The 25,848-nt window shown below is 60.4% G+C and carries 28 protein-coding genes; 22 read left to right on the top strand and 6 right to left on the bottom strand.

The features are described 5' to 3' along the window. Positions 1-221: 221 nt before the first annotated feature. The 10 genes from apbC to PH552_RS23280 all read left to right on the top strand — a co-directional run bounded on the left by apbC (position 222) and on the right by PH552_RS23280 (position 10,066). Complete coding sequence (apbC, locus tag PH552_RS23325) at positions 222-1,370, top strand: iron-sulfur cluster carrier protein ApbC (RefSeq protein ID WP_112341111.1); 1,149 nt, start codon at positions 222-224, stop codon at positions 1,368-1,370. 414 nt (positions 1,371-1,784) lie between these two features. Further along, positions 1,785-2,762 carry a magnesium transporter CorA family protein gene (locus tag PH552_RS23320; RefSeq protein WP_112341112.1) on the top strand — a complete coding sequence of 326 codons (978 nt, stop codon included), beginning with the start codon at positions 1,785-1,787 and terminating at the stop codon, positions 2,760-2,762. A 53-nt stretch (positions 2,763-2,815) separates the two neighbouring features. After that, the gene (locus PH552_RS23315; protein WP_432421990.1) at positions 2,816-4,681 is read left to right on the top strand and encodes a potassium transporter Kup; all 1,866 of its coding nucleotides are present in this window, start codon (positions 2,816-2,818) and stop codon (positions 4,679-4,681) included. Positions 4,682-4,873: 192 nt separating this feature from the next. Beyond that, on the top strand, positions 4,874-6,052 hold the full coding sequence (locus PH552_RS23310; protein ID WP_112341114.1) for a cell wall hydrolase: 1,179 nt from the start codon (positions 4,874-4,876) through the stop codon (positions 6,050-6,052). Positions 6,053-6,361: 309 nt separating this feature from the next. Continuing rightward, positions 6,362-6,706: an AtpZ/AtpI family protein gene (locus PH552_RS23305; RefSeq protein WP_112341243.1), complete on the top strand. Its 345-nt coding sequence runs from the start codon at positions 6,362-6,364 to the stop codon at positions 6,704-6,706. A gap of 78 nt (positions 6,707-6,784) precedes the next feature. After that, entirely contained in the window at positions 6,785-7,537 is a 753-nt protein-coding gene (locus PH552_RS23300; protein ID WP_112341244.1) for a F0F1 ATP synthase subunit A, read from the top strand. Positions 7,538-7,603: 66 nt separating this feature from the next. Next, positions 7,604-7,831 (top strand): F0F1 ATP synthase subunit C, encoded by a 228-nt coding sequence (locus PH552_RS23295; RefSeq protein ID WP_015338972.1) that lies wholly within the window; start codon positions 7,604-7,606, stop codon positions 7,829-7,831. A 78-nt stretch (positions 7,832-7,909) separates the two neighbouring features. Next, entirely contained in the window at positions 7,910-8,503 is a 594-nt protein-coding gene (locus PH552_RS23290) for a F0F1 ATP synthase subunit B (RefSeq protein ID WP_112341115.1), read from the top strand. A 3-nt stretch (positions 8,504-8,506) separates the two neighbouring features. Beyond that, a complete protein-coding gene (locus PH552_RS23285; RefSeq protein WP_112341116.1) occupies positions 8,507-8,998 on the top strand; it encodes a F0F1 ATP synthase subunit B in 492 nt (163 codons plus the stop codon). A gap of 303 nt (positions 8,999-9,301) precedes the next feature. Beyond that, positions 9,302-10,066, top strand: a complete 765-nt coding sequence (locus PH552_RS23280; RefSeq protein ID WP_112341117.1) for a phosphotransferase — start codon at positions 9,302-9,304, stop codon at positions 10,064-10,066. A gap of 4 nt (positions 10,067-10,070) precedes the next feature. On the opposite strand, the gene PH552_RS23275 is transcribed toward PH552_RS23280, so the two are convergent. Together PH552_RS23275 and PH552_RS23270 are read right to left on the bottom strand one after the other, a co-directional pair. After that, entirely contained in the window at positions 10,071-10,730 is a 660-nt protein-coding gene (locus PH552_RS23275) for a ribonuclease HII (protein WP_112341118.1), read from the bottom strand. A gap of 104 nt (positions 10,731-10,834) precedes the next feature. Then, positions 10,835-11,992, bottom strand: a complete 1,158-nt coding sequence (locus PH552_RS23270) for a PA0069 family radical SAM protein (RefSeq protein WP_112341119.1) — start codon at positions 11,990-11,992, stop codon at positions 10,835-10,837. 240 nt (positions 11,993-12,232) lie between these two features. Here PH552_RS23270 and PH552_RS23265 point away from each other — a divergent pair, with 240 nt between their 5' ends. Next, positions 12,233-12,751 (top strand): glycosyltransferase family 2 protein, encoded by a 519-nt coding sequence (locus tag PH552_RS23265; protein WP_112341120.1) that lies wholly within the window; start codon positions 12,233-12,235, stop codon positions 12,749-12,751. A 178-nt stretch (positions 12,752-12,929) separates the two neighbouring features. Beyond that, the gene (locus tag PH552_RS23260) at positions 12,930-13,244 is read left to right on the top strand and encodes a hypothetical protein (RefSeq protein WP_112341121.1); all 315 of its coding nucleotides are present in this window, start codon (positions 12,930-12,932) and stop codon (positions 13,242-13,244) included. 21 nt (positions 13,245-13,265) lie between these two features. Here PH552_RS23260 and moaB read toward each other — a convergent pair whose 3' ends face one another. From moaB to PH552_RS23240, 4 genes are all read right to left on the bottom strand, one after another. Next, positions 13,266-13,820 (bottom strand): molybdenum cofactor biosynthesis protein B, encoded by a 555-nt coding sequence (gene moaB, locus PH552_RS23255; RefSeq protein ID WP_112341122.1) that lies wholly within the window; start codon positions 13,818-13,820, stop codon positions 13,266-13,268. Next, the gene (locus PH552_RS23250) at positions 13,820-14,734 is read right to left on the bottom strand and encodes a 4-(cytidine 5'-diphospho)-2-C-methyl-D-erythritol kinase (RefSeq protein ID WP_112341123.1); all 915 of its coding nucleotides are present in this window, start codon (positions 14,732-14,734) and stop codon (positions 13,820-13,822) included. Before PH552_RS23250 ends, moaB begins: the two co-directional genes overlap by 1 nt. A gap of 8 nt (positions 14,735-14,742) precedes the next feature. Beyond that, on the bottom strand, positions 14,743-16,602 hold the full coding sequence (locus PH552_RS23245; RefSeq protein ID WP_285166313.1) for a tetratricopeptide repeat protein: 1,860 nt from the start codon (positions 16,600-16,602) through the stop codon (positions 14,743-14,745). A gap of 124 nt (positions 16,603-16,726) precedes the next feature. Next, positions 16,727-17,743 carry a polyprenyl synthetase family protein gene (locus PH552_RS23240; protein ID WP_112341125.1) on the bottom strand — a complete coding sequence of 339 codons (1,017 nt, stop codon included), beginning with the start codon at positions 17,741-17,743 and terminating at the stop codon, positions 16,727-16,729. A gap of 108 nt (positions 17,744-17,851) precedes the next feature. On the opposite strand from PH552_RS23240, the gene PH552_RS23235 reads away from it, so the two are divergent. From PH552_RS23235 to PH552_RS23190, 10 genes are all read left to right on the top strand, one after another. Beyond that, the gene (locus PH552_RS23235; protein WP_112341126.1) at positions 17,852-18,082 is read left to right on the top strand and encodes a putative signal transducing protein; all 231 of its coding nucleotides are present in this window, start codon (positions 17,852-17,854) and stop codon (positions 18,080-18,082) included. An 8-nt stretch (positions 18,083-18,090) separates the two neighbouring features. Further along, a complete protein-coding gene (locus PH552_RS23230) occupies positions 18,091-18,867 on the top strand; it encodes a tRNA1(Val) (adenine(37)-N6)-methyltransferase (protein WP_183763246.1) in 777 nt (258 codons plus the stop codon). 108 nt (positions 18,868-18,975) lie between these two features. After that, positions 18,976-19,836 (top strand): S49 family peptidase, encoded by an 861-nt coding sequence (locus PH552_RS23225; RefSeq protein WP_112341128.1) that lies wholly within the window; start codon positions 18,976-18,978, stop codon positions 19,834-19,836. Between the two features lie 16 nt (positions 19,837-19,852). After that, positions 19,853-20,044 (top strand): NfeD family protein, encoded by a 192-nt coding sequence (locus PH552_RS23220; protein ID WP_095434098.1) that lies wholly within the window; start codon positions 19,853-19,855, stop codon positions 20,042-20,044. Between the two features lie 63 nt (positions 20,045-20,107). Then, the gene (locus PH552_RS23215; protein ID WP_112341129.1) at positions 20,108-20,338 is read left to right on the top strand and encodes an AbrB/MazE/SpoVT family DNA-binding domain-containing protein; all 231 of its coding nucleotides are present in this window, start codon (positions 20,108-20,110) and stop codon (positions 20,336-20,338) included. An 11-nt stretch (positions 20,339-20,349) separates the two neighbouring features. Continuing rightward, a complete protein-coding gene (locus tag PH552_RS23210) occupies positions 20,350-20,739 on the top strand; it encodes a PIN domain-containing protein (RefSeq protein WP_183763249.1) in 390 nt (129 codons plus the stop codon). 120 nt (positions 20,740-20,859) lie between these two features. Beyond that, positions 20,860-21,819: a glycine--tRNA ligase subunit alpha gene (locus tag PH552_RS23205; protein WP_112335445.1), complete on the top strand. Its 960-nt coding sequence runs from the start codon at positions 20,860-20,862 to the stop codon at positions 21,817-21,819. Positions 21,820-21,947: 128 nt separating this feature from the next. Then, positions 21,948-22,499: a LemA family protein gene (locus tag PH552_RS23200; protein WP_183763251.1), complete on the top strand. Its 552-nt coding sequence runs from the start codon at positions 21,948-21,950 to the stop codon at positions 22,497-22,499. A gap of 87 nt (positions 22,500-22,586) precedes the next feature. Then, on the top strand, positions 22,587-23,843 hold the full coding sequence (locus PH552_RS23195; protein ID WP_183763254.1) for a 3-phosphoshikimate 1-carboxyvinyltransferase: 1,257 nt from the start codon (positions 22,587-22,589) through the stop codon (positions 23,841-23,843). 93 nt (positions 23,844-23,936) lie between these two features. Continuing rightward, positions 23,937-25,848 (top strand): DUF2207 domain-containing protein (locus PH552_RS23190; RefSeq protein ID WP_285166312.1); only part of this gene is annotated, 1,912 nt, incomplete at its 3' end.

Genomic DNA, 25,848 nt, shown 5'->3' with positions numbered 1-25,848 from the left:
TGCCGACCGGCGAACGTCTGTCCGTGTTGGGAGACCGTTGCGGCTGGTGGGGTCATAGATGGACCCGGCGGACCTGCCGGCCGCAACGAAGGCGCTTTTTATCGGCAGCGCCTTGAATTTCGTTTGGCGAAGTCCCGCCGCTCTACTATCTAAACCAGAAAGATTTCAGGAAGTGCGGGCAGATGCTGCGCTCCGGATGAAGATCGTGCAGTGAGGATGGAATGGCAGATATCACCAAGGAACAGGTGCTGGAAACGTTGAAGACGGTTCGCGGCCCGGACCTGGAGCACAATATCGTCGAACTCGGTATGGTGTCGGATGTCTTCATTTCCGACGGCAAGGTCTATTTCTCCATTACTGTTCCTGCCGAGCGCGCCAAGGATCTCGAGCCGATGCGGCTCGCGGCCGAGCGCGTCATCAAGGAAATGCCCGGAGTGAAGGGCGCCCTGGTCGCTTTGACCGCCGACAAGAAGGCCGGTGCACCCGTCGCCCGGCCGGCACCGGCGCAAGCTGCCCCGCATGGCCACTCCCATCCGCATGGTCAGCAACAACCGCCTCGCGCCGCCAAGATCGGCGTGCCCGGAGTGAAGGCCATCATCGCGGTTGCTTCGGGCAAGGGCGGCGTCGGCAAATCGACGACGGCGGTCAATCTCGCCTTGGGCCTGCTGGCCAACGGCCTGCGCGTCGGCATTCTGGATGCCGATATCTATGGCCCTTCGATGCCGCGCCTCCTGAAGATTTCTGGGCGCCCCACCCAGATCGACGGCCGCATCATCAATCCCATGGAGAATTATGGCCTCAAGGTCATGTCGATGGGGTTCCTCGTGGAGGAAGAAACCGCCATGATCTGGCGCGGGCCGATGGTGCAATCCGCGCTCCTGCAGATGCTGCGCGAAGTCGCCTGGGGCGAACTCGACGTCCTGGTGGTGGACATGCCGCCCGGCACGGGTGACGTGCAGCTGACCATGGCGCAGCAAGTGCCGCTTGCCGGCGCCGTCATCGTTTCGACGCCACAGGATCTCGCCTTGATCGATGCACGCAAGGGCCTGAACATGTTCCGCAAGGTCGAGGTTCCGGTCCTCGGCATCGTCGAGAACATGAGCTATTTCATCGCGCCGGACACCGGCGCCCGCTATGATATTTTCGGCCATGGCGGCGCGCGCAAGGAGGCCGAGCGCATCGGCGTGCCTTTCCTCGGCGAAGTACCGCTGACCATGGGCATTCGTGAAACCTCCGATGCCGGCACGCCGCTCGTCGCCGCCGAACCGAATGGGATCGTCGCGAATATTTATCGCGAGATTGCCGCCAAGGTTTGGAGGCAAGTGGAAGGCACACCACAGCGCGCTGCGCCATCGATCGTATTCGAATAATTTACAGAGACCTGTCTGCTTTCTGTATAGCGACGCATTGTCTTGTCGGCATCCTGTGCTATGACTTCGCAAGATCATCGAAACTGCGGTGAAATCGCGCAATGAAGAGGTTGTGACTTGATTCTTTGCGAGCTTTGCTGCATATGCGCCGCCGGCGTGGAACTGGTCGAGCATTTCCGATGACCGCCCTCCGCCGCATGGTGGTTTCATTTCGTCCGAGCAGGCGCCTCCGCCAGGACGGACGAAGGATTGGTACAGCAGCGCAATGGAACATGGACACGGATTCCCGGCCGGACCGGCGGGATACGACCGGGGTTTTATGAGCTTTTTTCATTGGCCATTGGTGGGATCGCGGCGAGTGCGCGCAAAGTGCCTCGACTTGAGTGCCGTTCCCGCTGCCGCGGGAGCAAGCAGTTGATAACTGCCTATTGCTCAGATTCCAAACCGCTTCAGCTCCCCGATCTCTCGGCCGCCGACCGATTGCCTGACAATGCCACCTGGATCGACATGGTCGATCCCACGCGCGAGGAAGAGGCCAATATCGAGCGCCTGCTTGGGTTCGAAGTGCCGACGCGCGAGGACATGAAGGATATAGAGCCTTCCAGCCGGCTTTACGTCGAGAACGGCTCGGTCTTTCTGACCGCTTCCCTGTTGTGGAAGGCCGATACCAATCTGCCGATGCTGACCGATGTCGCCTTCATTCTGACGGGACATCGGCTTGTCACCATCCGCTATGCGCAGCCCAAATCCTTCGCGTTGTTCATCGCGGCGCTGCAGCGCATTCCGCAGGAGCGGCGCACCGGTGTCGCGCTCCTAGCCAAACTTCTCGAAACCATCGTCGACCGTACAGCCGAGGTGCTTGAACAGACCGTCTCCGGTATCGATATATTGTCGGTGCACGTGTTCGGCGATCGCGTAAAGAAGATCCGCCGCCCGGCGAACTATCTGGAAGAAAAGCTCAAGGACATCGCAGGCTATCACCGTACGCTCAGTAAGGTACGCGACAGTCTGAGTTCGCTGTCCCGGCTGCTGACCTTCCTTCATACCATCCCCACCATGCAGCAGGACCGCGAGGCCAGGGAACTGTGTCGCAACGTCTCGCGGGATGTCCAGTCACTGTCGGAGCATGCATCCTTCGTCGCGGGAAACATCACCTTCCTGCTGGATGCGTCGCTCGGGCTGATCAATATCGAGCAGAATGCCATCATCAAGATCTTTTCGATCGCTTCCGTGGTGTTCCTGCCGCCGACGCTTGTGGCGTCCGTTTACGGCATGAATTTCGAGCATATGCCCGAGCTGCATTTCGCCTACGGCTACCCGGCATCGTTGTTGTTGATGGTGGTTTCCGCCATCGTTCCGTTTTTCTTTTTTCGCTGGAAAGGCTGGCTCTGAGAGTCTAGTGATCCTGAATGTCTAACGAAAACCATCATTCTCCCGACGGGAAAATGAACGCTCGTAAGCTCGCATACCTCGCCCTCGGTTCGGTCGGCGTGGTTTATGGCGATATCGGCACGAGCCCCCTCTATGCCTTTCGCGAAGCACTGAAGCCGGTAGCCGCTGACGGTTTGACGCGCGGCGAAGTCATCAGCGTCGTCTCGCTGATGTTCTGGACGCTGACGATCATCGTCACGATCAAATATGTTCTTTTTCTGCTTCGCGCAGACAATGACGGTGAAGGCGGCACGCTGTCGCTGCTGGCGCTGTTGATGAAGACGGCTAACGGCCATACCGCCATTCTGATGCTCCTCGGCCTGCTGGGTGCCGCGCTCTTCCTCGGTGATGCGATGATCACCCCGGCGCTTTCGGTTCTTTCGGCCGTCGAAGGCCTGAAGCTGGTCACCCCGCAGCTGTCAGACTATATCGTCCCCATATCGGTTGCCATCCTGGCGCTGCTTTTTGCGATCCAGTCGCACGGCACCGGTGCCGTCGCCCGTTTCTTCGGCCCGATCACGGCTCTCTGGTTCATCGTCATGGGCCTTGTCGGCATCATGCATATTTCCGATGATTACAGCATCCTGGCAGCGCTCAATCCCTGGTATGCGGTGAACTTCCTCATGCGGGAAGGTTTCCTTGGCGTCGTGGTGCTCGGCGCGGTGTTCCTCACGGTCACCGGTGCGGAGGCCCTCTATGCCGACCTCGGCCATTTCGGCCGCCGTCCGATCCAGTGGGCCTGGTTCGTACTGGTGTTCCCGTCGCTGACGTTGAATTACTTCGGCCAGGGCGCTCTCGTGCTGCGTGAGCCCATGGCCATGTCCGATCCGTTCTTCCTGATGTATCCGCATTGGGCGATCCTGCCGGTGGTCATTCTCGCCACCATGGCGACAATCATCGCCAGCCAGGCCGTCATCACGGGCGCCTTCTCGCTCACGCGCCAGGCCATCCATCTCGGCTTCCTGCCGCGCATGGAAATCCTGTTCACCTCCGAGACCAATACCGGCCAGATCTTCCTGCCGTCGGTCAACACCGTCCTGTTCTTCGGCGTCATCTTCCTGGTCCTGGCCTTCAAGACTTCGGACGCCCTTGCCACGGCCTATGGTATCTCGGTTACCGGTGCGATGGTCGTCACCTCGATCATGGCCTTCGAATTCGTTCGTGTTCGCTGGAACTGGACGCTGCCCATGGCCGTTGCCGTGCTGACGCCGCTGCTGTTGCTGGAATTCGTCTTCCTCGGCGCCAATCTGATCAAGATTCATGATGGCGGCTACGTTCCGGTGCTGATCGCAACCGCGTTCACCGTCATCATGTGGACCTGGCGCCGTGGCACGGCGATCCTGATGGAAAAGACGCGGCACACCGATATCCCGCTGTCATCCTTCGTGAGCTCGATCGAGCGCAAGAGCGACCATTCGCCCGCCCACGTGCCTGGTACCGCGATCTTCCTGACCAGCGATCCGGAATCCGCACCGGCCGCGCTGCTGCATAATCTGAAGCACAATCACGTCCTGCACGACAAGAACGTGATCCTGACGATCCGCACCACCAACAAGCCGCGTGTCCTCCAGGAGGACCGCTATTCGGTCGAAAAGGTTTCCGATCGCTTCTCGCGCGTCGAGCTGCGCTTCGGCTTCATGGAATCGCAGAACGTCTCCCAGGCGCTCGCGACCTTGCGCAAGACCGGTTTGAAATTCGACATCATGTCGACCTCCTTCTACCTCGGTCGCCGCAAGCTCGTGCCGGATGCCAAATCGGGCATGCCGCACTGGCAGGACCGGCTTTACATCGCGCTTGCCAACGCCGCGACCGATCCTTCAGACTACTTCCGCCTGCCCGCCAACCGCGTGGTGGAACTGGGCTCGCACGTCATCATCTGACGCGAATGCCATAGCTTTCCCTTCAAAGGCCCGGTGGATGTCCGCAGGGCCTTTTCTCTTGTGCTCGGAAGTTTCTCTTGTGCTGGGAAGTCTGCCGGATTCACGATCACAGATTTGCCTGAATTAACCATCCATCAAGGTTAATGGGAGATTATTCGGCTCCTGGTTTCGAGTGCCGTTTGGAGTCCGGTGTTGTCTCGCTCGCGTTATGTCAGCCGAAAATTGAGTTTTTTGCCGAAAAACTGGACTTCGCCGGCCGTCTTCGGGCTCTGTGCCTGGCTGATCTTCCCATCTCCAGCCGCCTATGGCGATCTCGCGGGTCTGCTTGCGGGTATCGACAGGGAGGGGGCGAATTGGCGCATGGTGATGACCGCATCGCCGGCCGGCTCCACCCATCAGGCGGAACTTGCCTTCGGCGATGCCAAGACGGCGGCCGCGGTGGGCGATGGCGGCCTGGTGCTGCCGGACGGGCGGCGGGTCGCATTCCAGTCGGAACAAAAAGGCAGCGATCCCAGACCGGATGAGGAGCGGATCAACCGCCAGGACAAGAAAGGCCGCGTCGTTGCCATAGCGCCGATGCAGCCGCCGAAGGATTTTTCCGCGGGCTCGGTATTGGATCGGCAAAGCATGCTGTTTCGGCCGGAATCCGATACCGGTGAGCGCACCGCCTTCCTGAAGCCGAAGCTCGACGGCAAGGAAATCCAGATCGCCACTGCCTTCTACAAGAAGCAGCCGCCGAAGCCGGACGATAGCGTGCCGGCCTATCTGGCAAACCTCATCACCAATCGGAATGCCGATGTCCTGGCGGCTGCCTATGCATCGCCGGCGCCGGACTATGCCCGTGTCTCGCCTTTCGATTCCATTCTTGCCAAGGATCAGGACGGCGAGGGCCGTTTCGTGCCGCAGATCGGACCGAAGGATCATCTATGGGCAGCCAATGTCCTGCCGCCCTCGGTCTTCTCGTCGGATGAGCAGCAGTGCCTTGCGACCGGCATCTATTTCGAGGCGCGCGGCGAGTCCGTGAAGGGGCAGGCGGCCGTCGCCCAGGTCATCCTCAATCGCGTCCGCAATCCCGCCTATCCCAAAACCATCTGCGGCGTCGTCTATCAGAATGAGGATTGGACCAATGCCTGCCAGTTCTCCTTCGCCTGCGACAACGTCAAGGATCGGGTCAATTCGCCGGAACACTGGCGCATCGCCCGTCAGGTCGCGATGGCCGTGACGGCTGGCAAGATCTGGCTGCCGGAAGTCGGCTCGGCCACTCACTACCATGCCGTCTACGTTCGGCCGAGATGGGCGGCCGAGATGGTGAAGGTCGGCCGCATCGGCATGCATATCTTTTACCGCACATATGGCGGCGGCTGGAGCTGAGGCGTTCGAAGTTTGCGGATTGGCCCTGAGGAGTGCCGTGGTGGCTGGCAAAAAGGCCACAGAAAAGCATGGGCTGAAGAGGATTCTTCCGCTCAGTTTTCGGTCAATATGGCTCTTTCACTCTAAACTCATGATTTAATTGGGCTAATTTATGGCTGGACAGATGTCGTCTACGCCTTGACTATGCTTTTTCCTAAAACTATGTTGCGCGCGACTTCAAAACGGGCCGAAAGGTGGCGAAACCTGCCGTTCGTTTACGCGTTGACCGGGGATAGGGATTACGCGCAGCGAAATGGGGAGGACGTTATCATGACGGATGACCGCGACGAGGGTCTGGAACAGCGGCGAGCGCAGTTGGGAGCCGAATTGGCGAACAAGCGCGCTGCGGTGAGAGAGGGTGAACGCGAGGAGGTTCGCGCTGAGGAGAGCCGTAAGGGTTATGCTCAGGCGATGAAGCTTTCCAGTGAGTTCATAGCTGCGATCATCGTTGGTGTCGTTCTGGGCTATGTCTTCGACCGTTTTATCGGTACGACGCCGTGGGGCATGATTATTTTTCTGCTTCTCGGATTCTGTGCCGGCGTGCTGAATGTGCTGCGCTCTGCGGGCAAGGTGGCGACACCGGTGCCGGGCGAGGGTGGGCACGATAAGAAATGAGCGGAAGCAACGCTGCGGCGCTGTTTCCAGATGAGAAGCATCCGCTCGGTGGAGCGGAAAAATGAAAGAGAACAAGCGGTGGCAAACGATCCTACCCATCAGTTCCTGATCTTCAAGATTATCCCGATCGATATCGGCGGAATTGATTTTTCGTTCACCAACGCCTCCCTGTTCATGGTTGCTTCCGCAGTGCTCTCCGCGGGTTTCCTTTATTTCGCCAGTGCGCCGCGCGGCGTCATCCCGACGCGCTCGCAGTCGGTGGCGGAAATGGCCTATGAGTTCATCGCCTCGATGTTGAAAGAAGGGGCGGGGACAAAGGGAATGAAGTTCTTCCCGCTGGTCTTCTCTCTCTTCATGTTCGTCCTGACGGCGAACCTGCTCGGCCTCGTTCCTTACTTCTACACCGTCACCAGCCAGATCATCGTGACGCTGGCGCTCGCACTGCTCGTCATCTTCACCGTTATTTTCTATGGCTTGATCAAGCACGGCTTCGGCTTCTTCAAGATCTTCGTTCCTGAGGGTGTTCCGGGAGTTCTCTTGCCGCTGGTGGTGGCGATCGAGATCATCTCCTTCCTGTCCCGTCCGGTTTCGCTCTCCGTTCGTCTTTTCGCCAACATGCTGGCAGGTCATATCACGCTCAAGGTGTTCGCAGGCTTCGTCGCCTCGCTCGGAGCACTCGGCGCGCTTGGTATCGGCGGAGCTGTTCTTCCTCTTATCATGACCGTCGCCCTCACCGGTCTCGAGTTCCTTGTCGCCTTCCTTCAGGCTTACGTCTTTGCGGTGCTGACTTGCATGTACCTCAACGACGCAATCCATCCGGGCGGCCACTAAGGATAAAGACATTGGCGTCTAACGGCGTCAGTCATTCACCGCACAACCATTTCAAAGGAGTTCAACATGGACGCGGAAGCAGCAAAGTTCATCGGCGCAGGTTTGGCTTGCTTTGGTATGGCCGGCACGGCTCTCGGCCTCGGCAATATCTTCGGCAGCTACCTGTCCGGCGCACTGCGCAACCCGTCGGCTGCTGACAGCCAATTCGGCCGTCTGGTATTCGGCTTCGCCGTTACGGAAGCTCTGGGCATCTTCTCGCTGCTCGTCGCTCTCCTCCTGCTCTTCGCCGTCTGATATCAGCGGCGTCATAGATCACGGTTCGCGGGCAGCGAGCCGTGATTCTTTGTATTTGCAGACCACCTGGAGGTGAGCATGTTTGTGACCCCGGCATATGCTGAAGAAGCACCGCCGGCCGCCGGAGCGGTGCACACGGAAACGGGTGCGCCGAATGAAGGCCATCACGGCGGCGTATTCCCGCCGTTTGACCATACGACGTATCCGTCACAGCTGTTTTGGCTGGTGATCACCTTCGTCATCTTCTACGTGGCCATGCAGAAGATCGTTATTCCGCGCGTCGGCAGCATTCTGGAAAGCCGGCACGACCGGATCGCCCAGGATATCGAAGAGGCCTCGCGTCTGAAGGCTGAAGCCGATGCCGCCGTTGCGACCTATGAAAGCGAATTGGCCGCTGCGCGCGCCAAGGCGAATTCCATCGGCGCCACTGCCCGCGATGCCGCCAAGGCCAAGGCCGAAGAGGATCGCAAGGCGATCGAGGCGAGCCTGGCTGAGAAGCTCAAGGCCGCAGAAGGCCGCATTGCTGAAATCAAGGCGAAAGCCTTCGGCGATGTCGGTGCGATTGCCGAGGAGACGGCTGGTGCCGTCGTCGAGCAGCTGGTTGGCAATGTCGCCGGCAAGGCCGATGTCGCCTCCGCGGTTGCAGCAGCTGCCGCCAAGCAGGAGGGCTGATCCATGGAATTCGCTTTCGACAACACTTTCTTCGCGTTTGTCAGCCTTCTCATCTTCCTCGGCCTGATCGTTTACCTGAAGGTTCCGGGCATGATGGCGAAGTCTCTGGACGACCGCGCCGACCAGATCCGCAACGAACTCGCTGAAGCCAAGCGCCTGCGTGAAGAGGCCCAGCATCTGCTGGCCGAATATCAGCGCAAGCGCAAGGAAGCAGAAGCTGAAGCCGCGAATATCGTCGCCGCAGCCGAGCGCGAAGCCGATATGCTGACGACGGAAGCCCGCAAGAAGACGGAGGAATTCGTCGCCAACCGCACGGCACTCTCCGAGCAGAAGATCAAGCAGGCTGAAGCCGATGCGATGAAGGCGGTTCGTTCCGCCGCCGTCGACCTGGCGATCGCCGCTGCTGAATCGGTGCTTGCGAAGAAGGCCGATGGAAGCATCCAGTCCGGTCTCTTCAACGATGCCGTCAAGGAAGTGAAGACGCGGCTGAACTGACGCGTTCGGAATATCGAATTTGGAAAACCCCGCTTCGGCGGGGTTTTTTGTTGGTGGGAGGACATGCTATCACAGAGCGGCTTCCCGTCGCATGAGCCCGGTTCAACGTGCAGTTTTGCGCAGGAGAGCAGCCCCTTATGATGGGATGCCGCAGGCTCTTGAGCCGCCGAAGGGACCGGAGCCTCGAACCACGGGGTGCTGAAGCAATGCGGTCAAATCCCCGTTAATCGTGGCCATCCGATTTCTCGCAGATTGATCGTTGCCGCAACGAACGGCAAGATCAGGAAATGAGGGGGAGGACAGATGCAGCCCACAATGGACGAAGAGCCGTTTCGCCAGGACGATCTTATCGTGCGGCCCGTTCGCCCTTGGACACCCGGCGTCCATGCGCTATTGGCTTCCCTGCCGCTGCATGGCTTTGATGCCGCCCCGAAGCCGGACGGATTTGACGACGTCTGGGAGAGAGTGACCTATCTGCCTGGTGCCACGGGCGATCTCGGCGACTGTGCCGAGATGCGCTCGAAGCAGATCCTGCAATCGGCCGCGCGATTGCTGCGCCGCTATCATCATAGTTCGGCGCTGGTCTTGCGCGATCTTACTGTGGCTTGGCCGTGGCAGCTGCCACCCCGTCTGCCGTCCGAGGTCATCTGCCACGGCGATTTCGCACCCTATAATGTCGTTTTGAACGACGGCGAGGTGATCGGGATTATCGATTTCGAAGCCGCCCATCCCGGTCCGCGGATTTGGGACCTGGCCTATGCCGTTTATCGCTGGGCGCCATTGTCCTCAAGCGTGGCGGTGGAGGGATTGGATAGCCTTGCCACCCAGATCCAGCGTGCGCGCCTCTTCGTCGACGCCTACGGGCTACCGGTTTCCGAGCGTAGTTCGCTTCCGGCGGGCATTATCGAACGGCTCGAAGCGCTACTCGCCTTCATGGAACGGGAAGCTGCACGCGGCATTGAGAGATATCGCCGGAACCTGCAGGATGGTCATGATCGCATCTATAGGGAAGACATTGCCTATATCACGAAATGGTCGCCGGAGATCGTCGCAGGACTGAGGAATTGAGACCTCAGACGGCTTCCTTCTTGAGTGGGCGGAAGCTCATGCGATGCAGCGAGCAGGGGCCGTGTTGCTCGATGCCGGCGCGATGCTGCGGCGTGCCATAGCCGGCATGGGCGGCAAAGCCATAGGCAGGAAAGACGACGCCTGCGCGGGCCATCATCCGGTCGCGGGTCACTTTGGCGACAATCGATGCGGCGGCGATGGAGAAGGAGCGCGCGTCTCCCTTGACCACGGCTTTCCCGGGGCAGGCGAGCCCAGCCGGCACATCGAGCCCATCGGTCAGCACGTAGCTTGCCGGCACCGCCAGCCCGCAAATGGCGCGTCGCATCGCATCCAGGCTTGCCTTGCGGATATCGGTCGTGTCGATACGGGTCGCGCTGGATGAGGCGATGGAGATCGTCGCCGTCGCGAGGATCTCGACGAACAGTTCCTCGCGCCTGGCGGCTGTCAACTGCTTGGAATCGTTCAGCCCATTCGGAATGCGCTCGGGATCGAGGATGACGGCGGCAGCTACGACCGGCCCTGCAAGCGGGCCTCTGCCCACTTCGTCTGCTCCGGCAACGGGCCAATGTCCGGCACGCCGAGCGATCAATTCCAGCTCGAAGGTCGGGACGAGCGGGATGTCCTCGAATAACATTGGAGAATCGGGTGGTGTGCTGCGTAACATGCGGCGAAGCTCGCACACCACCCGATCTCCTGCAAGCCCCCGGTGGATCAGGGCGGCGAACCGGGGGCTTTTCCAGCGGGTACAGGGAAAACCCGCAAGGAATATCAGAGCAACGATAGCTGAACACCGCTGCCGTCAGGCGGCACGAACAGGTCATCGCGCAACGCGATATTGCGACGCGTGAGTTCGAGCCGGCGCGTTGCCATTTCGAAGCGGCGGCTGATTTGCCAGGCATAGGGGCCAGCGCCCTTCATGCGCTTGCCGAATTCGGCATCATAATCCTTGCCGCCGCGCATCGAGCGGATCAGCGACATCACATGGCGATAGCGATCCGGATAATGCTGCAGCAGCCAGTCGCGAAAGAGCGGGCTCACTTCCAGCGGCAGCCGCAAAATGACATAGCTTGCCTCCTGCGCGCCGGCCGCTTTGCCCGCGTCGAGGATGCGTTCGATTTCGTGATCGTTGAGCGCTGGAATGATCGGCGCCACCATGATCGCGGTGCGGATGCCGGCCTCGTTCAGAGCCTGGATCGCTTCCAGCCGCCGCGGCGGTGTCGCTGCCCGCGGCTCCATGGTGCGCGCGAGCTTCCGGTCGAGCGTCGTCACCGATACTCCCACCCGCACCAGGTTCTTGGCGGCCATGTCCTTCAGAATATCGATATCGCGCATGACCAGCGCCGACTTGGTGACGATGGCAACCGGGTGGTTTGCCCGATTCAGCACTTCGAGGATCTGCCGCATGATCCGCCATTCCTTCTCGATCGGTTGATAAGGGTCAGTATTGGTGCCGATGGCAATGACGCGGGGCTTGTAGCCGGGCTTTGCCAATTCACGCTCCAGAAGCTTGGCTGCATCCGGCTTGGCAAACAGCTTCGATTCGAAATCCAGCCCCGCCGACAGCCCCATATAGGCATGCGTCGGCCGCGCGAAGCAGTAGATGCAGCCATGCTCGCAACCGCGATAGGGATTGATGGAACGATCGAAGGAAATATCGGGGGATTCGTTGCGCGTGATCGCGGTGCGCGGCTTTTCCACCTGTACTTCGGTCTTGAAGGGTGGAAGCTCTTCCCATGTCTGCCAGCCGTCGTCGACGGTCTCACGCTGCTGCGGCTCGAACCGGCCGCTCGGGTTCAATCCGGCGCCGCGTCCGCGCCGGCGCTCCGCGTCGACCCTGAGACCGGCCTCGGTGATCAAAGCGTTGGCAACGTCTGCCGTATTGGCAGGCGCGAATGCGGCCTGCCCTGCAAGGGACTGCTCGTTCATCGGTAGCTCCAGGGCGGCTCATGCCATCGCATGCCGCGTCTAAGATGATTAAATTCCTATCCGACAAATGAGAACATTGCAAGAACAAAAATCCGGAATCACCATCTTCCGCTTCACGCGTTCGAGGCGCTGGTGAAGGAGGTGTCATGGTTTCGAGGTGGTGCATCAGGGTTTTCTTAAACGTTCCGGCCCGGGGGTTAGGTGCTGGCAATAAATTATGCGCCGCTTTATAAATGGGCAATGTTGACGGTCATCATGGAATGCCAGGATCACGAACCCGAGCTGGCGCAGACATTGGCGACATTGGTGGCAGGCGCGGTCGAAGGGCTGGTCTGCGATGTCGTCGTGCTCGATCACGGCTCCAGGGACGGCACTTCGCGAGTGGCGGATGCCGCCGGATGCCGTTTTTATTCGCAGTGGGATATCAAGGACATATTGCGTTCGGCGCGCGGTGACTGGCTGCTGCTGGTCGAGCCGGGTGCCCGGCCGCAGGCGGGCTGGATCGACGAGATCGCGGAATATGTCTCCCTGAACAAAGCCCCGGCACGCTTCACTGCGTCGCGCGGTTATCGCCGGCCCCTCCTTCAGCGCATTCGCAAGGGCACGCAGCCTTTGGAACTGGGATTGCTTTTGTCGAAGGCTCAGGCCATCGCGGCTGCCAGAACCGGCATGCGGCTGGCCGAATTCGCTAAAGGCCGCAAAGGCCGCAGCCTTTCAAGCGAGCTCATACCCTCGTGGGTGGCGCGGGCGGCACGATAGCACGTGGGTTTCGAGCCAGATTTCATTTGAAAAGCTGCAAATACCTGCGATAATTTTCCTGTGGCGGCACCTTACGCGTGTCGCGTCGGGCGGCCGACCATGAAGATGCCGATATGCGGCGGAGCAGGTCAGCGGCACACTCCTTGTCCGCCGGGATACCGGCGAAGGGAGGTGCGTCATGAAACGCACGATGCTTTACCGCCTCTTGTCCATGGCTCTCATGTCAAGTGCGATCCTTTTTCCCGGCGTTGCAGGTTCCCAGGCGATGCTGGTTTGCGCCCAGCGCTTCGATATCGTCGCCTTTCTTGGCGACAACCTTTCCGAAAAACTTTCGGCGGTCGGCAAGCTCGATCCCAATACGATCGTGGAGATCTACGCCGCTGAGAGCGGTAGCTGGACGCTGTTGATCACCGACGCCTCGGGGCGCAGCTGCATCATTCTCAGCGGCGATAATTGGGAATCAATTCCTGCCCTGCCAGGGCCGAAGGCATAGGAATGTCCGCGATGAGCAGATCTACTTGGAGACGGCGCCGCGCTTCAGATGCTCATCGAGGCGCGGCATGATCTCCACGAAATTGCAGGGCATATGGCGATAATCGAGCTGCGCCTTCAAAATGCCGTCCCAGGCATCCTTGCAGGCGCCGGGCGATCCCGGCAGCACGAAGATGAAGGTGGCATTGGCGACGCCGCCGGTCGCCCGCGACTGGATCGTCGCCGTGCCGATCTTGTCGTAGGAGATACGATGGAAGACCTCGGAGAAGCCGTCCATACGTTTCTCGAACAGCGGCTCCAGCGCTTCGGGCGTGACATCGCGGCCGGTGAAGCCGGTGCCGCCGGTAGTGATCACCACGTCGACCGCATCGTCTTTCGTCCAGGCTTCTACCTGCATGCGGATGCGCTCCTTGTCGTCAGGAACGATGGCGCGGGCCGCCAGCCTGTGGCCTGCTTCGGCAATGCGCGCGACAAGCGTATCGCCGGACTTGTCGTCTGCGAGCGTTCGCGTATCGGAAACGGTCAGCACGGCGATGCCGACGGGAATGAAGGATCTTTCGCTGACTGAACCTGCCATCATGCCTCTCCCGCAATCGTTTCCGTCACCTGGAAATACCAGTCCGGCTTCTGCCTGTGAAGCGAGGATGCAGCAGCCTTCGCCTGTTCGGCACTTTCGAAAATCCCGAAGCAGGTGGCCCCGGAGCCGGACATCCGGGTCACCATCGGCTGCTGGCTTTCGATCAGACCGGAAAGCACCGAAATCTCACCGCAGATCGAGCGCGCCGGCGGTTCGAGATCGTTGCGCAGGTTCCTGATCACCTTGATCCACTCGCTGGAGCCGCGCGGCATCTGTGTTGGAAACAGCAGCGGCGGATTGTCCTTGCGGGTGAGATGGCGAAATACATCCGGCGTGGAGACGCCGACGAGTGGATTGCCGAGAACTATCGGAAAGGAGGGGAATGCCGGCAGCAAGCCTATCGCCTCGCCGATCCCGCGCGCCACCAGCGGTTGGCTGGCAAGGCACATCGGCACATCGGCGCCAAGCTTCAAGGCGATGGCCGTGACCTTCTCGTCAGGTAGCGTGAGCTGCCATAACCGCATCAGTCCACGCAATGTCGCCGCCGCATCCGCCGAGCCGCCGCCGATGCCCGATGCGATCGGCAGGTTCTTTTCAAGATGGATATGAACGGCGGGTGCATCGAAGCCCGCCGCCTGTGCGGCCTGCCGCAGCAGATCGCGCGCCTTGAACACGAGATTGTCGCCAGCCTCGGCATCTGCCGACAGTAGTGGGCCGAAGCGCCCGGAAAGGCTGAACTCATCCTGCGCGCTTGCGCGGAATGCGACGCGATCACCATGGCGGGCAAAACTGACGAGCATGTCGAGCAGGTGATAGCCGTCGGCGCGGCGGCCGGTCACATGCAGCGCAAGATTGATCTTCGCGGGCGCTTCCTCCATGAGGTCGAAATCGCCCGCTGCCAAGACCGTATTCATGGGAAGTCTTAGGACTTCTTGTCGACCGGCGCCGGAGCGTTCGTGTCGGGCGAAGGCGCAGGCGCGGGATCGGGTAGCTTGCTCTTGTCGACGGTCTTCGGATCGTTATCGAGCACGGGCAGGCCCTTCTCGACCTTTTCCTTGATCTTCGGAATATCGGCTTCTTCCGGCTTCGAGGCGAGTGCGCGGTTCCACTGGTAGACGGCTTCGAGCTTGCGGTTCACACGCCAATAGGCGTCGCCCAGGTGGTCGTTGATCGTCGGATCGCCGGCCTTCAGCTGTGCCGCCCGTTCCAGCTCGTTCACCGCTTCGTCGAAGCGGTTCAGGCGGAAATAGGCCCAGCCGAGCGAGTCGACGATGTAGCCGTCATCCGGCTTCAGGTCGACGGCCTTCTTGATCATGTCCAGGCCCTGGTCGAGGTTCATGTTCATGTCGACCCAGGAATAGCCGAGATAGTTCAGCACCTGTGGCTGATCCGGGTTCAGTTCGAGCGCCTTCTTGAAGTTCGGCTCGGCTTCCGGCCACTTCTTCAGCCGCTCATAAGCGATGCCGCGCTGGAAGAACACGGCCCAATCGCTACGCTTCGGCACCGGGCCGATGATCTGTACGGCCTTGTCGTAGTTCTCGGCCATGGCCTGAAAATCCTTGGCGTCGGAAAGGACGCTGCCATAGGCAAGATAGCTGCGAACATCGTTGGGATCGGAATCGATCAACGCTTTCAGGTGTTTGCGAGCATCGTCGACCTTGCCGGACTGGGCAAGCGCAAGACCGAGCTGCAGCTCGGAAATGCGGGCCATCGGCGAATCATCAGGCACCTTCTTGTAGAAGGTGATGGCGCGATCGGTCTGCTCCCGCTTTTCGGCAAGTCCGCCGAGAAGAACCAGCGTATCGGCGGCCTTGGGATCGAGCGAATTGGCAATCTGCAGGTAGAGCGAGACCACGTCTTCGGCGCCGTCGCGGTTCAGTGCGGCGCCGATGGTGAAGAGCACGGCGGCCGCGCCCTGGCTCGCATTGGTGACCTGTTGGTCCGGCGTGTCGCCCTTGGCGATGCTGTCGCGCAGCGCATTCAGCGGTGCGTAGTTGCTGACGAGGTTGTCGCCGACCGAGATCGCATCCAGCGCCTTCTGCTTGTCGCCGGCCTTGGCTTCGAGCCGTGCAAGCGCCATGACCGCGCGCATGAAGGTATCGGGAGCCGTTGCACCGCCCGTCTTGTCGAGGATCGCATCGTTGAGATGCGAGCGTGCCGATTTGAGGTCACCCAATGTCAGCGCGATGGCTCCGGCATGATAGTTCTTGAAGATGTTGAACCAGTCCGGGCCCTTCATCTTGTCGATCATCGAGATCGCTTCCTTGCCGCGGCCAGATCCGGCCCGGGCCCAGGCGGAAAGCAGGTTGGTCATCATCCGGTCGAGATCGTTCGGACCGTTATATTTGAGGATTTCCTGCGCGGTGCGGTATTCGTGGCGACGGATGGCATCCATGCCGCGCACGATCGTGGTCACGCGCTCGACAGAGGGATCGCTTTTCAGCTCGTTGGCGTATTTGACGCCTTCTTCCAGATTGCCGTTGAGCAGCAGCGAGATCATCAGACGCTGGCGGATTTCGGAATTGCTGGGGTCGATCATCAGCGCCTTTTTATAAAGCGTGATGGCTGTGTCGTAGTCGTGATCGACATCGGCCGTGCGGGCAGCGAGAAACGCGCCTGCGAAGGTATCGACGCTATCGGGATCGAAAGCAACCGGAGCGCTGGCCTCCGGCGCTGTTGCTGCCGGCTTATCCTCCGCGCGCGCGCCAGTCAGGGCGGACACCGAAAGGATTGCCGCCAAGGCTACGCCCGAAAGGAAACGGATGGCAAGTCTCTGCCGCATTAGAAAGCCTTTCATCAAGGGAATGGCCGGCGAAGTCGCCGGCGGCACAACGCATTCGTGTCAACTGATTCACAACAGGATGGCTTTTTTGAAGCGGCCCTGCAAGAAATTCGGGTCGCCGCTATCAATTAACGCGTTCGATGCAGAAATCGATCACTTCGAGAAGTGCCGATTTCCAAGGCGTTTCCGGCAGAGGCGCCAGAGCGTCGCGCGCGATGGTGCCGTAGTGCACGGCACGGGCAATCGTGTCGGCCAGCGCGCCGTATTTCGTGATCAGGCCGAGGGCCTTTTCGAGATTCTCGTCGCTGTTATCGCCGGTTTCGATGGCATCACGCCAGAAGGCGCGTTCTTTCTCGGTACCGCGGCGATAGGCCAGAATCACCGGCAGCGTGATCTTGCCCTCGCGGAAATCGTCGCCGACATTCTTGCCGAGATCGGCAGCCTTGCCGCCGTAATCAAGCGCGTCGTCGACGAGTTGGAAAGCGAGGCCGAGATTGGTGCCGTAGGATTTCAGCGCATTGCGCTCCGCCTTGCCGGCATTGGCAACGATCGGGCCAACTTCGGCTGCGGCGGCAAAGAGCGCTGCAGTCTTGGCGCGGATGACCGAGAGATAATCGTCTTCCGTCGTTTCCATGTTCTTGGAAACGGAAAGCTGCAGCACCTCGCCTTCGGCGATGACGCAGGCAGCGGAGGACAAGACGTCGAGAGCATCGAGCGAGCCGACTTCCACCATCATGCGGAAAGCCTGGCCGAGCAGGAAGTCGCCGACCAGAACGCTCGCCTGGTTGCCCCAGATCATGCGGGCGGTGGATTTGCCGCGGCGCAGATCGCTTTCATCGACCACGTCGTCATGCAGCAGCGTCGCCGTATGCAGGAATTCGACCGATGTTGCGAGCTTGATGTGATTATCGCCCTGATAGCCGTAAAGTGCGGCAGACGCGATCGTCAACATCGGGCGCAGGCGCTTGCCGCCGGAGGAGATGAGATGCTCGGCAACTTCGGGGATCATCTGCACATCGGAGCCGGCCTTGGACAGGATGAGCTGATTGACGCGTTCCATGTCCGCCTTGGTCAGATCCACCAATGGCTTGATGGATGCCAGTTTATTCTTGCTTTCTTCCAGCGGTATCACGACGCCCAACGATCCGGACTCCTGTTCATTTTCTGCAAAGCACAATAAGAAGGGGCGAAAGAGGCGGCAAGAGGCGAATTGTCTCGTCGCGTAAATTTGACAGGAATTCTAGGGCTTATGCACGAGCTGATCCGCACCAACGACCCGGTCGTTCTCTCCTTTGCGGAGAGCCTGATGAAGGATGCCGGAATTCATTGTCTGGTGGCGGATCAGGCGATGAGCATCCTGGAGGGATCTCTCGGCATGCTGCCGCGCCGATTTCTGGTGGAGGAAGAGCGCGCGGATCAGGCACGGCGCATCCTGATCGATGCCGGTCTCGGCGACGAGCTGCGCCCGGCGCGGGCTTGAGGTCCGCCATGACCGGCAGCTCCGTGGAAACCATCGACGCCTTTCATCGCGGCGCTTTTCATATCGTCCAGCCGAAGGGCAGGGGGCACCGCTCCGGCATGGATGCCATGCTGCTGGCCGCGCTCGTGGCCGATGACCGCACGATCAGGGTAGCCGATCTCGGCGCGGGGGCGGGGGCCGCCGGAATGGCCGTCGCGTCTCGGCTCGATCATGCGGAGGTCGTATTGTTCGAGCGCTCTCCCGACATGGCCGAGTTCGCCCGCAAGAGCCTTGCGCTGCAGGAAAATGCCCGTTTTGCCAGCCGCGTCTCCGTCATCGAAGCCGATGTGACCTTGACCGGCAAGGATCGCAATGCGGCGGGCCTGATCGACGACAGCTTCCATCATGTCATCATGAACCCACCCTTCAACGACGCCAGCGACAGGCTCACGCCCGATGCTTTGAAGGCTGAGGCACATGCCATGACGGATGGCCTGTTCGAGAAATGGATCCGCACGGCAGGCGCGATCATGATCCCCGGCGGCCAGCTCTCGCTCATCGCGCGGCCGGAATCCATCGGCGAGATCATCGCCGCCTGCGGGCGCCGCTTCGGCGGCATCGAGATCACGCCGATCCATCCGCGCCAAGGCGAGAATGCCGTGCGTATCCTGGTGACGGCGATCAAGGGTTCGAGGGCAAGGCTTGCACTGCGAGCGCCGCTGATTATGCACGGCGAGGGAACGCATAAATTTTCCGATTTCGTCGACGATCTGAACAATGGCCGCGCCGCCTATCCACGGCGATAGTCTATCCTTCGCTTGAGCATCGAGCCACGAAATACGATCCGCAATGTTGCGTTTGCCGTTTCCATGCATACATCACGGGCAGCAAACATCATGATTCAGGGATGACGAATGGTTGGGTTCTTGAGACGCATGCTTCCGAAGCGCTTCCGCAAGGAGGGGGTGATCGTCCCCGTTGTCCGCCTGAGCGGCGTCATCTCTTCAGGTGGCGGACCGCTGCGGCAATCGCTGAATCTCGCGGGTGTGTCGCAGGCACTTGAAAAAGCCTTCGATATGAAGACGGCGCCGGCAGTCGCCATCATCGTCAACTCGCCAGGTGGCTCTCCGGTGCAATCGCGGATGATCTACAACCGCATTCGCGATCTTGCCGCCGAGAAAAACAAGAGGGTCCTGGTCTTCGTCGAGGATGTGGCTGCGTCCGGCGGCTATATGATTGCGCTCGCAGGCGACGAGATCATCGCCGACGCCACCTCGATCGTCGGTTCGATCGGCGTCGTTTCCGGCGGTTTTGGTTTTCCGGATCTGTTGAAGAAAATCGGCGTCGAGCGTCGCGTCTACACCGCCGGCGCGAACAAGGTGATCCTCGATCCTTTCCAGCCGGAGAAGGAAAAGGACATCGAATATCTGAAGAGCCTGCAGCTCGAAATCCATAAAGTCTTCATCGACATGGTGCTTGAACGCCGCACAGGAAAGCTCTCGGCGGACGAAACGGTGTTCTCCGGCCTGTTCTGGACCGGCAGTCGCGGGCTGGAGCTTGGCTTGATCGACGGCCTCGGCGACATGCGCCAGGAATTGAGGAAGCGCTTCGGCGACAAGGTCAAGCCGATGCTGATTACCGCGCCGCGCAGCCTTTTCGGCCGCAAGGCTCCGGGCATTTCGCTTGGGAGCATGGACGGTCTTGGCGCGGGGCTTGCATCCGGACTTGCAGAAGCGGCAGAGGAAAAGGCATTGTGGGGCCGGTACGGATTGTAATCGGGAGCGCTGGGTAATGCCCCAGATCATCTTCTTTGTCGTCGCCGTCGGCGGCCTCTGGCTGCTTTATCGGCGTTTCGTGCGCGATGCCCAGCGGCTCGCCGAAAAATCCCGCCGCGCTGAAACGGAACGCCGTACCGGCGCGATGGGAACCTTGGTCAAGGACCCGAAAACCGGCGAGTATCATGTGAAGCGCGAGGATGAGTAAGCCGAATTGCTTCGTTCGTGAGATTTTGATATACTTTTCTGATGTATATCATTGGGGTGTTTCATGCAGGTCGCAAAATGGGGGAATAGTTTAGCCATCCGCATTCCTTCAGCGGTTGTCGATGCGCTCGATTTGAAGGAAGGCGACGATATCGTTGTACGTGTCGCCACGGGAAACGCCTTCGAGATCGAACGTGACGACAGGCGGCAGAAAGCCTTGGAAAAAATCAGATCGTTCAAGCTCAAACTTCCGGAGGATTGGAAGTTTGATCGCGAAGACGCCAATTCTCGCTGATGCGTCTCGTTTTGGATTTTCTCGACACGAATGTTCTTCTCTACGCTTTCACCGAAGAGGGCAGGGCGGAAAAGGCACAAGCGCTTCTGGCCAAGCCATTCGCTATCAGCGCACAGGCATTGAATGAGTTTGCCAATGTCGGACGTAAGAAGCTCAATATGTCGTGGGCTGATATTCGCGAGGCAATTGATGCCCTCATCGCTTTGTCGGCAACCATCGTTCCTGTAAGTGAGAAAATCACGTTGGCAGGGCTGCACCTTGCTCAGCGCTATCAGCTTTCTTTCTATGATGCGACTATGATGGCGGCAGCGATCGAGGCTGGCTGCGAGCGGTTTTATTCGGAAGATCTGCACGCCGGTCTGATAGTCGAGAAGCAGTTGACCATCGTCAATCCATTTTGACGGCTCCTCGGGTTAAGTGCGAGTAATGTCGCTGCATTCTGTAGAGTAAAAACTTGACCCGTTCGCCACGTCGTGGCACCTGTCCGCCAAACCATTCGCTAGCGGAAGAAATCAGTTCCCATGACTGCCAACGTGCCCGATCATATGAATCCGAAGCGCTCCTTTCAGGCGCTGATCCTGACGCTGCACAATTACTGGGCCGACAAGGGTTGCGCGGTTCTGCAGCCTTACGACATGGAGGTCGGCGCCGGCACGTTCCATCCGGCGACCACGCTGCGTTCGCTCGGCCCGAAGCCGTGGCGGGCTGCCTATGTCCAGCCGTCCCGCCGCCCGTCCGATGGCCGCTACGGCGAGAACCCGAACCGCCTGCAGCACTATTATCAGTATCAGGTCATCCTGAAGCCCAATCCGCCGAACCTGCAGGAGCTCTATCTCGGCTCGCTGAAGGCGATCGGCCTCGATCCGCTGCTGCACGATATCCGCTTCGTTGAGGACGATTGGGAAAGTCCGACGCTCGGCGCATGGGGCCTCGGCTGGGAATGCTGGTGCGACGGCATGGAAGTCTCGCAGTTCACCTATTTCCAGCAGGTCTGCGGCATCGAATGCGCACCGGTCGCCGGTGAGCTGACCTACGGACTGGAGCGCCTTGCCACCTATGTCCAGGGCGTCGACAGCGTCTATGACCTGAACTTCAACGGCCTCGAAGGCGAAGACAAGATCACCTATGGCGATGTCTTTCTGCAGGCCGAACAGGAATATTCGCGGCATAATTTCGAATATGCCAATACCGAGATGCTGCACCGCCATTTCATCGATGCCGAGAAGGAATGCCAGGCATTGCTGGCAGCCGGCGCGCCGGGCGACAGCGAAAACCATCGCCTGCACAAGTGCGTCTTCCCGGCATATGACCAGTGCATCAAGGCGAGTCACGTCTTCAACCTGCTCGACGCCCGCGGCGTTATCTCGGTTACGGAACGCCAGAGCTACATCCTGCGCGTGCGCACGCTGGCAAAGGCTTGCGGCGAAGCTTTCCTGCTGACCGATGCCGGCGGCATCAATTGGAACCAGCAGGCCGCCTGAGGCGAGCTTCCCAAGGATTGGGCATCGCCACAGCCTATCTTGGCTCTGCGCCGCCGTTAAAGCCGGGTGACATCGGCATGAAATCTGCCTAGTGTCCCTTGGGTTGCAGTCGCCACGGGGGATTTCAGATGCTTGTTCTTCTTGCGATCATAGTGCTGGTCGCGCTCTACGTCATCTTCGCCTATAACGGGCTAGTCCGTGCACGTCAGGTGGCTGAGGAGGCTTGGTCGGGCATCGACGTGCAGTTGAAGCGGCGCGCGGACCTCATTCCTAATCTGGTCGAGACGGTCAAAGGCTATGCCGGCCATGAACGCCAGACCTTGGAAGAGGTTGTCGAACTGCGCAACAAGGCGCAGGCCGTGCCGTCTGGAGATGTCGCCGCCCGAGGCCAGGTGGAGGGCTTGTTGTCGCAGGCACTCGGCCGCGTGATTGCGCTTGCCGAAGCCTATCCCGACCTCAAGGCCAACACGAACTTTCTCGAATTGCAGCGCTCGCTGGAAGGCGTCGAGGGCGAAATCCAGATGTCGCGCCGTTATTACAACGGTGCGGCGCGCGATCTGAACGTCAAGGTCGAGACCTTCCCGAACAATCTCATCGCCGGCCCCTTCGGATTTACCAAGAAGGCCTATTTCGAGATCACCAACGAGGCGGACCGCGCCGTTCCCACGGTAAAGTTCTGAGATTTCCGCTATCGGTTTTTCATATCAGGCGGTAAAGGATGCCGACCGCTGGCCATCGGCTGGCTTCCTGACTGACCAAAGAGAATGATGATGGGTAGAGCCAAACTCACGATTATCCCGCCGGGCAAGCCCTTGACCGGGCGCGCCATGCCGCCGGGATCGAAGTCGATCACCAACCGCGCACTGCTGCTGGCAGGCCTTGCCAAGGGCACGAGCCGACTGACCGGCGCGCTGAAGAGCGACGATACCCGCTATATGGCCGAAGCACTTCGCGCCATGGACGTTGTCATCGATGAGCCCGACGACACGACCTTCATCGTGACCGGCAGCGGCAAGCTCAAAGCGCCGGCTGCCCCGCTTTTCCTCGGCAATGCCGGCACGGCGACGCGCTTCCTGACGGCCGCGGCCGCGCTCGTCGACGGCAAGGTCATCGTCGACGGCGACGCGCATATGCGCAAGCGGCCGATCGGCCCGCTCGTCGATGCACTGCGCTCGCTGGGCGTCGATGCCTCGGCTGAAACCGGCTGCCCGCCCGTGACCGTCAACGGCACCGGCCGTTTCGAGGCAAGCCGCGTGCAGATCGATGGCGGCCTGTCCAGCCAGTATGTTTCGGCGCTCCTGATGATGGCCGCCGGCGGCGACCGCGCCGTCGATGTCGAGTTGCTCGGCGAACATATCGGCGCGCTCGGCTATATCGATCTCACGGTCGCGGCCATGCGCGCTTTCGGCGCCAAGGTGGAGCGTGTGAGCCCGGTTGCCTGGCGCGTCGAGCCCACCGGCTATCATGCCGCCGACTTCGTGATCGAGCCCGATGCCTCTGCCGCAACCTATCTCTGGGCGGCCGAAGTGCTGAGCGGCGGCAAGATCGATCTCGGTACGCCGGCGGAACAGTTCTCGCAGCCGGATGCGAAGGCCTATGACCTGATCTCGAAGTTTCCGCATCTTCCGGCCGTCATTGATGGCTCGCAGATGCAGGATGCCATTCCGACGCTCGCCGTTCTCGCTGCCTTCAACGAAACGCCGGTGCGCTTCGTCGGCATCGAAAATCTCCGCGTCAAGGAATGCGACCGCATCCGCGCGCTGTCGAGCGGCCTGTCGCGCATCGTGCCGAACCTCGGCACGGAAGAGGGGGACGATCTCATCGTCGCATCCGATCCGAGCCTTGCCGGCAAAGTGCTGCCGGCCGAGATCGACAGCTTCGCCGATCACCGCATCGCCATGAGCTTTGCGCTCGCCGGCCTGAAGATCGGCGGCATCACCATTCTCGACCCCGATTGCGTCGCCAAGACCTTCCCGTCCTACTGGAACGTGCTGGCGTCTCTCGGAGTCGCTTACGAAGACTGACGCTCCGCCATCCCAAGGGAGGCTGAGCGCAGGCATGTTCCTGACGTGAAGCGGCGCCGGTAACGGCGTCGCGGCCATCCTTTTGGGGGAGTGATGACACGGCTTTGCGGGTTCTTCCTGGCTCTGTGCCTGCTGCTTTGTGCAACGGCGGTAACGGCGGCCGAGCTCATCACCAGTTTCGATCAGGCAATCGCCTTGCATCATGACGGCTCCATGCGGGTGGTCGAGACGATCTCCGTAAATGCAGAGGGGCGTGATATCCGCCGCGGCATCTTCCGGGATTTCCCGCTTGTTATGACCGATGCCAACGGCCGCGAAATCGAGGTGGATTTCAAGGTCGTCTCCATCGAGCGCGATGGACAGCCGGAGGATTGGCACAGCGAGCGCATCAAGGGCGGCGAGCGCATCTATATCGGTAACGCCGACAGAAGCCTCAACCCAGGCCCCCACACATTCCGCCTCACCTACGACACCAATCGTCAGATGCGCTATTTCAGCGATCATGATGAGCTTTATTGGAACGTGACAGGCAATGGCTGGCTGTTCCCGATCGTCAATGCCAAGGCGACCGTGACATTGCCCGATGGCGTAGAGCCGCAGCAGCTAGCCTTCTTCACCGGACCGCTCGGCGCCAACGGCAAGAACGCGAGCGCCAGCACGCAGGGCAATATAGTCACCTTCGTCACGACCAGACCGCTCGCCATGGCCGAAGGCCTGACGATCGCCATCAAGCTGGGAAAGGGAGTAATCGCGCCGCCGAGCGCCAGCCAGCAATGGGGCTGGTTCCTTCGCGATCATCTCGATACGACCATTGCCATCGGCGGGCTGATCCTGCTGTTTGTCTACTATATGCGCAGCTGGATCGCCGTCGGCCGCGATCCTCCGCCCGGCGTCATGGTCCCGCGCTGGGACCCGCCCGAAGGCATCTCGCCGGCGCTGGTCAATTACATCGACAACAAGGGCTTCGCCAGCTCCGGCTGGACGGCATTCTCGGCAACGGCGATCGATCTTGCCGTGCGCGGCTATGTGATCCTCGACGACCTGCAGAAAAAAGTGGTCATCCGTCCAACCGGCAAGGCAGGCAGAGATCTCGGCGGCGGCGACAAGGTGATCATGCAGGCTGTCGGACCATTCTCGCCGCTTGTCATCGACAGGGAAAACGGCGAAGCGGTGCAGCGGCTCGGCTCGAAATTCCGCGGCGCCATCGAGCGCGACCATCGCGGCGAATATTACAAGGCAAACGTGCTCTACGTCATTGCCGGCATAGTGCTCTCGATCCTCATCCTGGCGTCCATCGTCCTCTTCGGCCGCCTGCACGAGAATGCGCTGCCGCTCATCATCGTGCCTGGCTTCCTGTCGATCTTCGTGACGCTGTTCGCCAGCTCGATCGGCCGCAGGTTCCGCAGGCATAATGCCAGCCTTGCCCAGCGCATCATTTCCGTCCTGGTCTTTGCCTTCTTCGGCTTCGTCTTGGTATCGACTGCCGTCAGCGGCTTTGCCGCCGCCGTCGTGCCGTTATGGGAAGCGGGCCTGCTGCCGCTGGTCGCCGGCATCGTCGGCATTTTCGCACTCAATGTCGTCTTCTATTTTCTGATGGGCGCGCCGACGCCGCTCGGACGCAAGATGATGGATGGCATCGCCGGTCTCAGGCAATATCTGACGCTGGCCGAACGTGACCGAATGAACATGCAGGGCGCGCCGCAGATGTCGCCGCAGCACTTCGAAAAGCTGCTGCCCTATGCCGTCGCACTCGGCGTCGAAAAGCCCTGGTCCAGTGCTTTCGAGGCCTGGCTCGCGACGGCTGCGGGTGCCGCGGCGGCGGCCTATGCGCCGATCTGGTATTCCGGCAACTTCAACCCCGGCAATATCGGCGGAACGATCGGCGACTTCTCTTCTTCCATGGCATCGACCATAGCCTCGACGATCCCGGCACCGGTATCGAGCTCGTCCTCCGCCTTCGGCGATAGTGGTGGGGGCGGAGGCGGAGGGTTCTCCGGTGGCGGCG

Source organism: Rhizobium aureum (genome assembly GCF_030182495.1).
GTDB lineage: Bacteria > Pseudomonadota > Alphaproteobacteria > Rhizobiales > Rhizobiaceae > Rhizobium > Rhizobium tropici_C.
The sequence above is the reverse complement of the archived record's forward strand: the minus strand, read 5'-3'. Positions and strand labels throughout refer to the sequence as shown.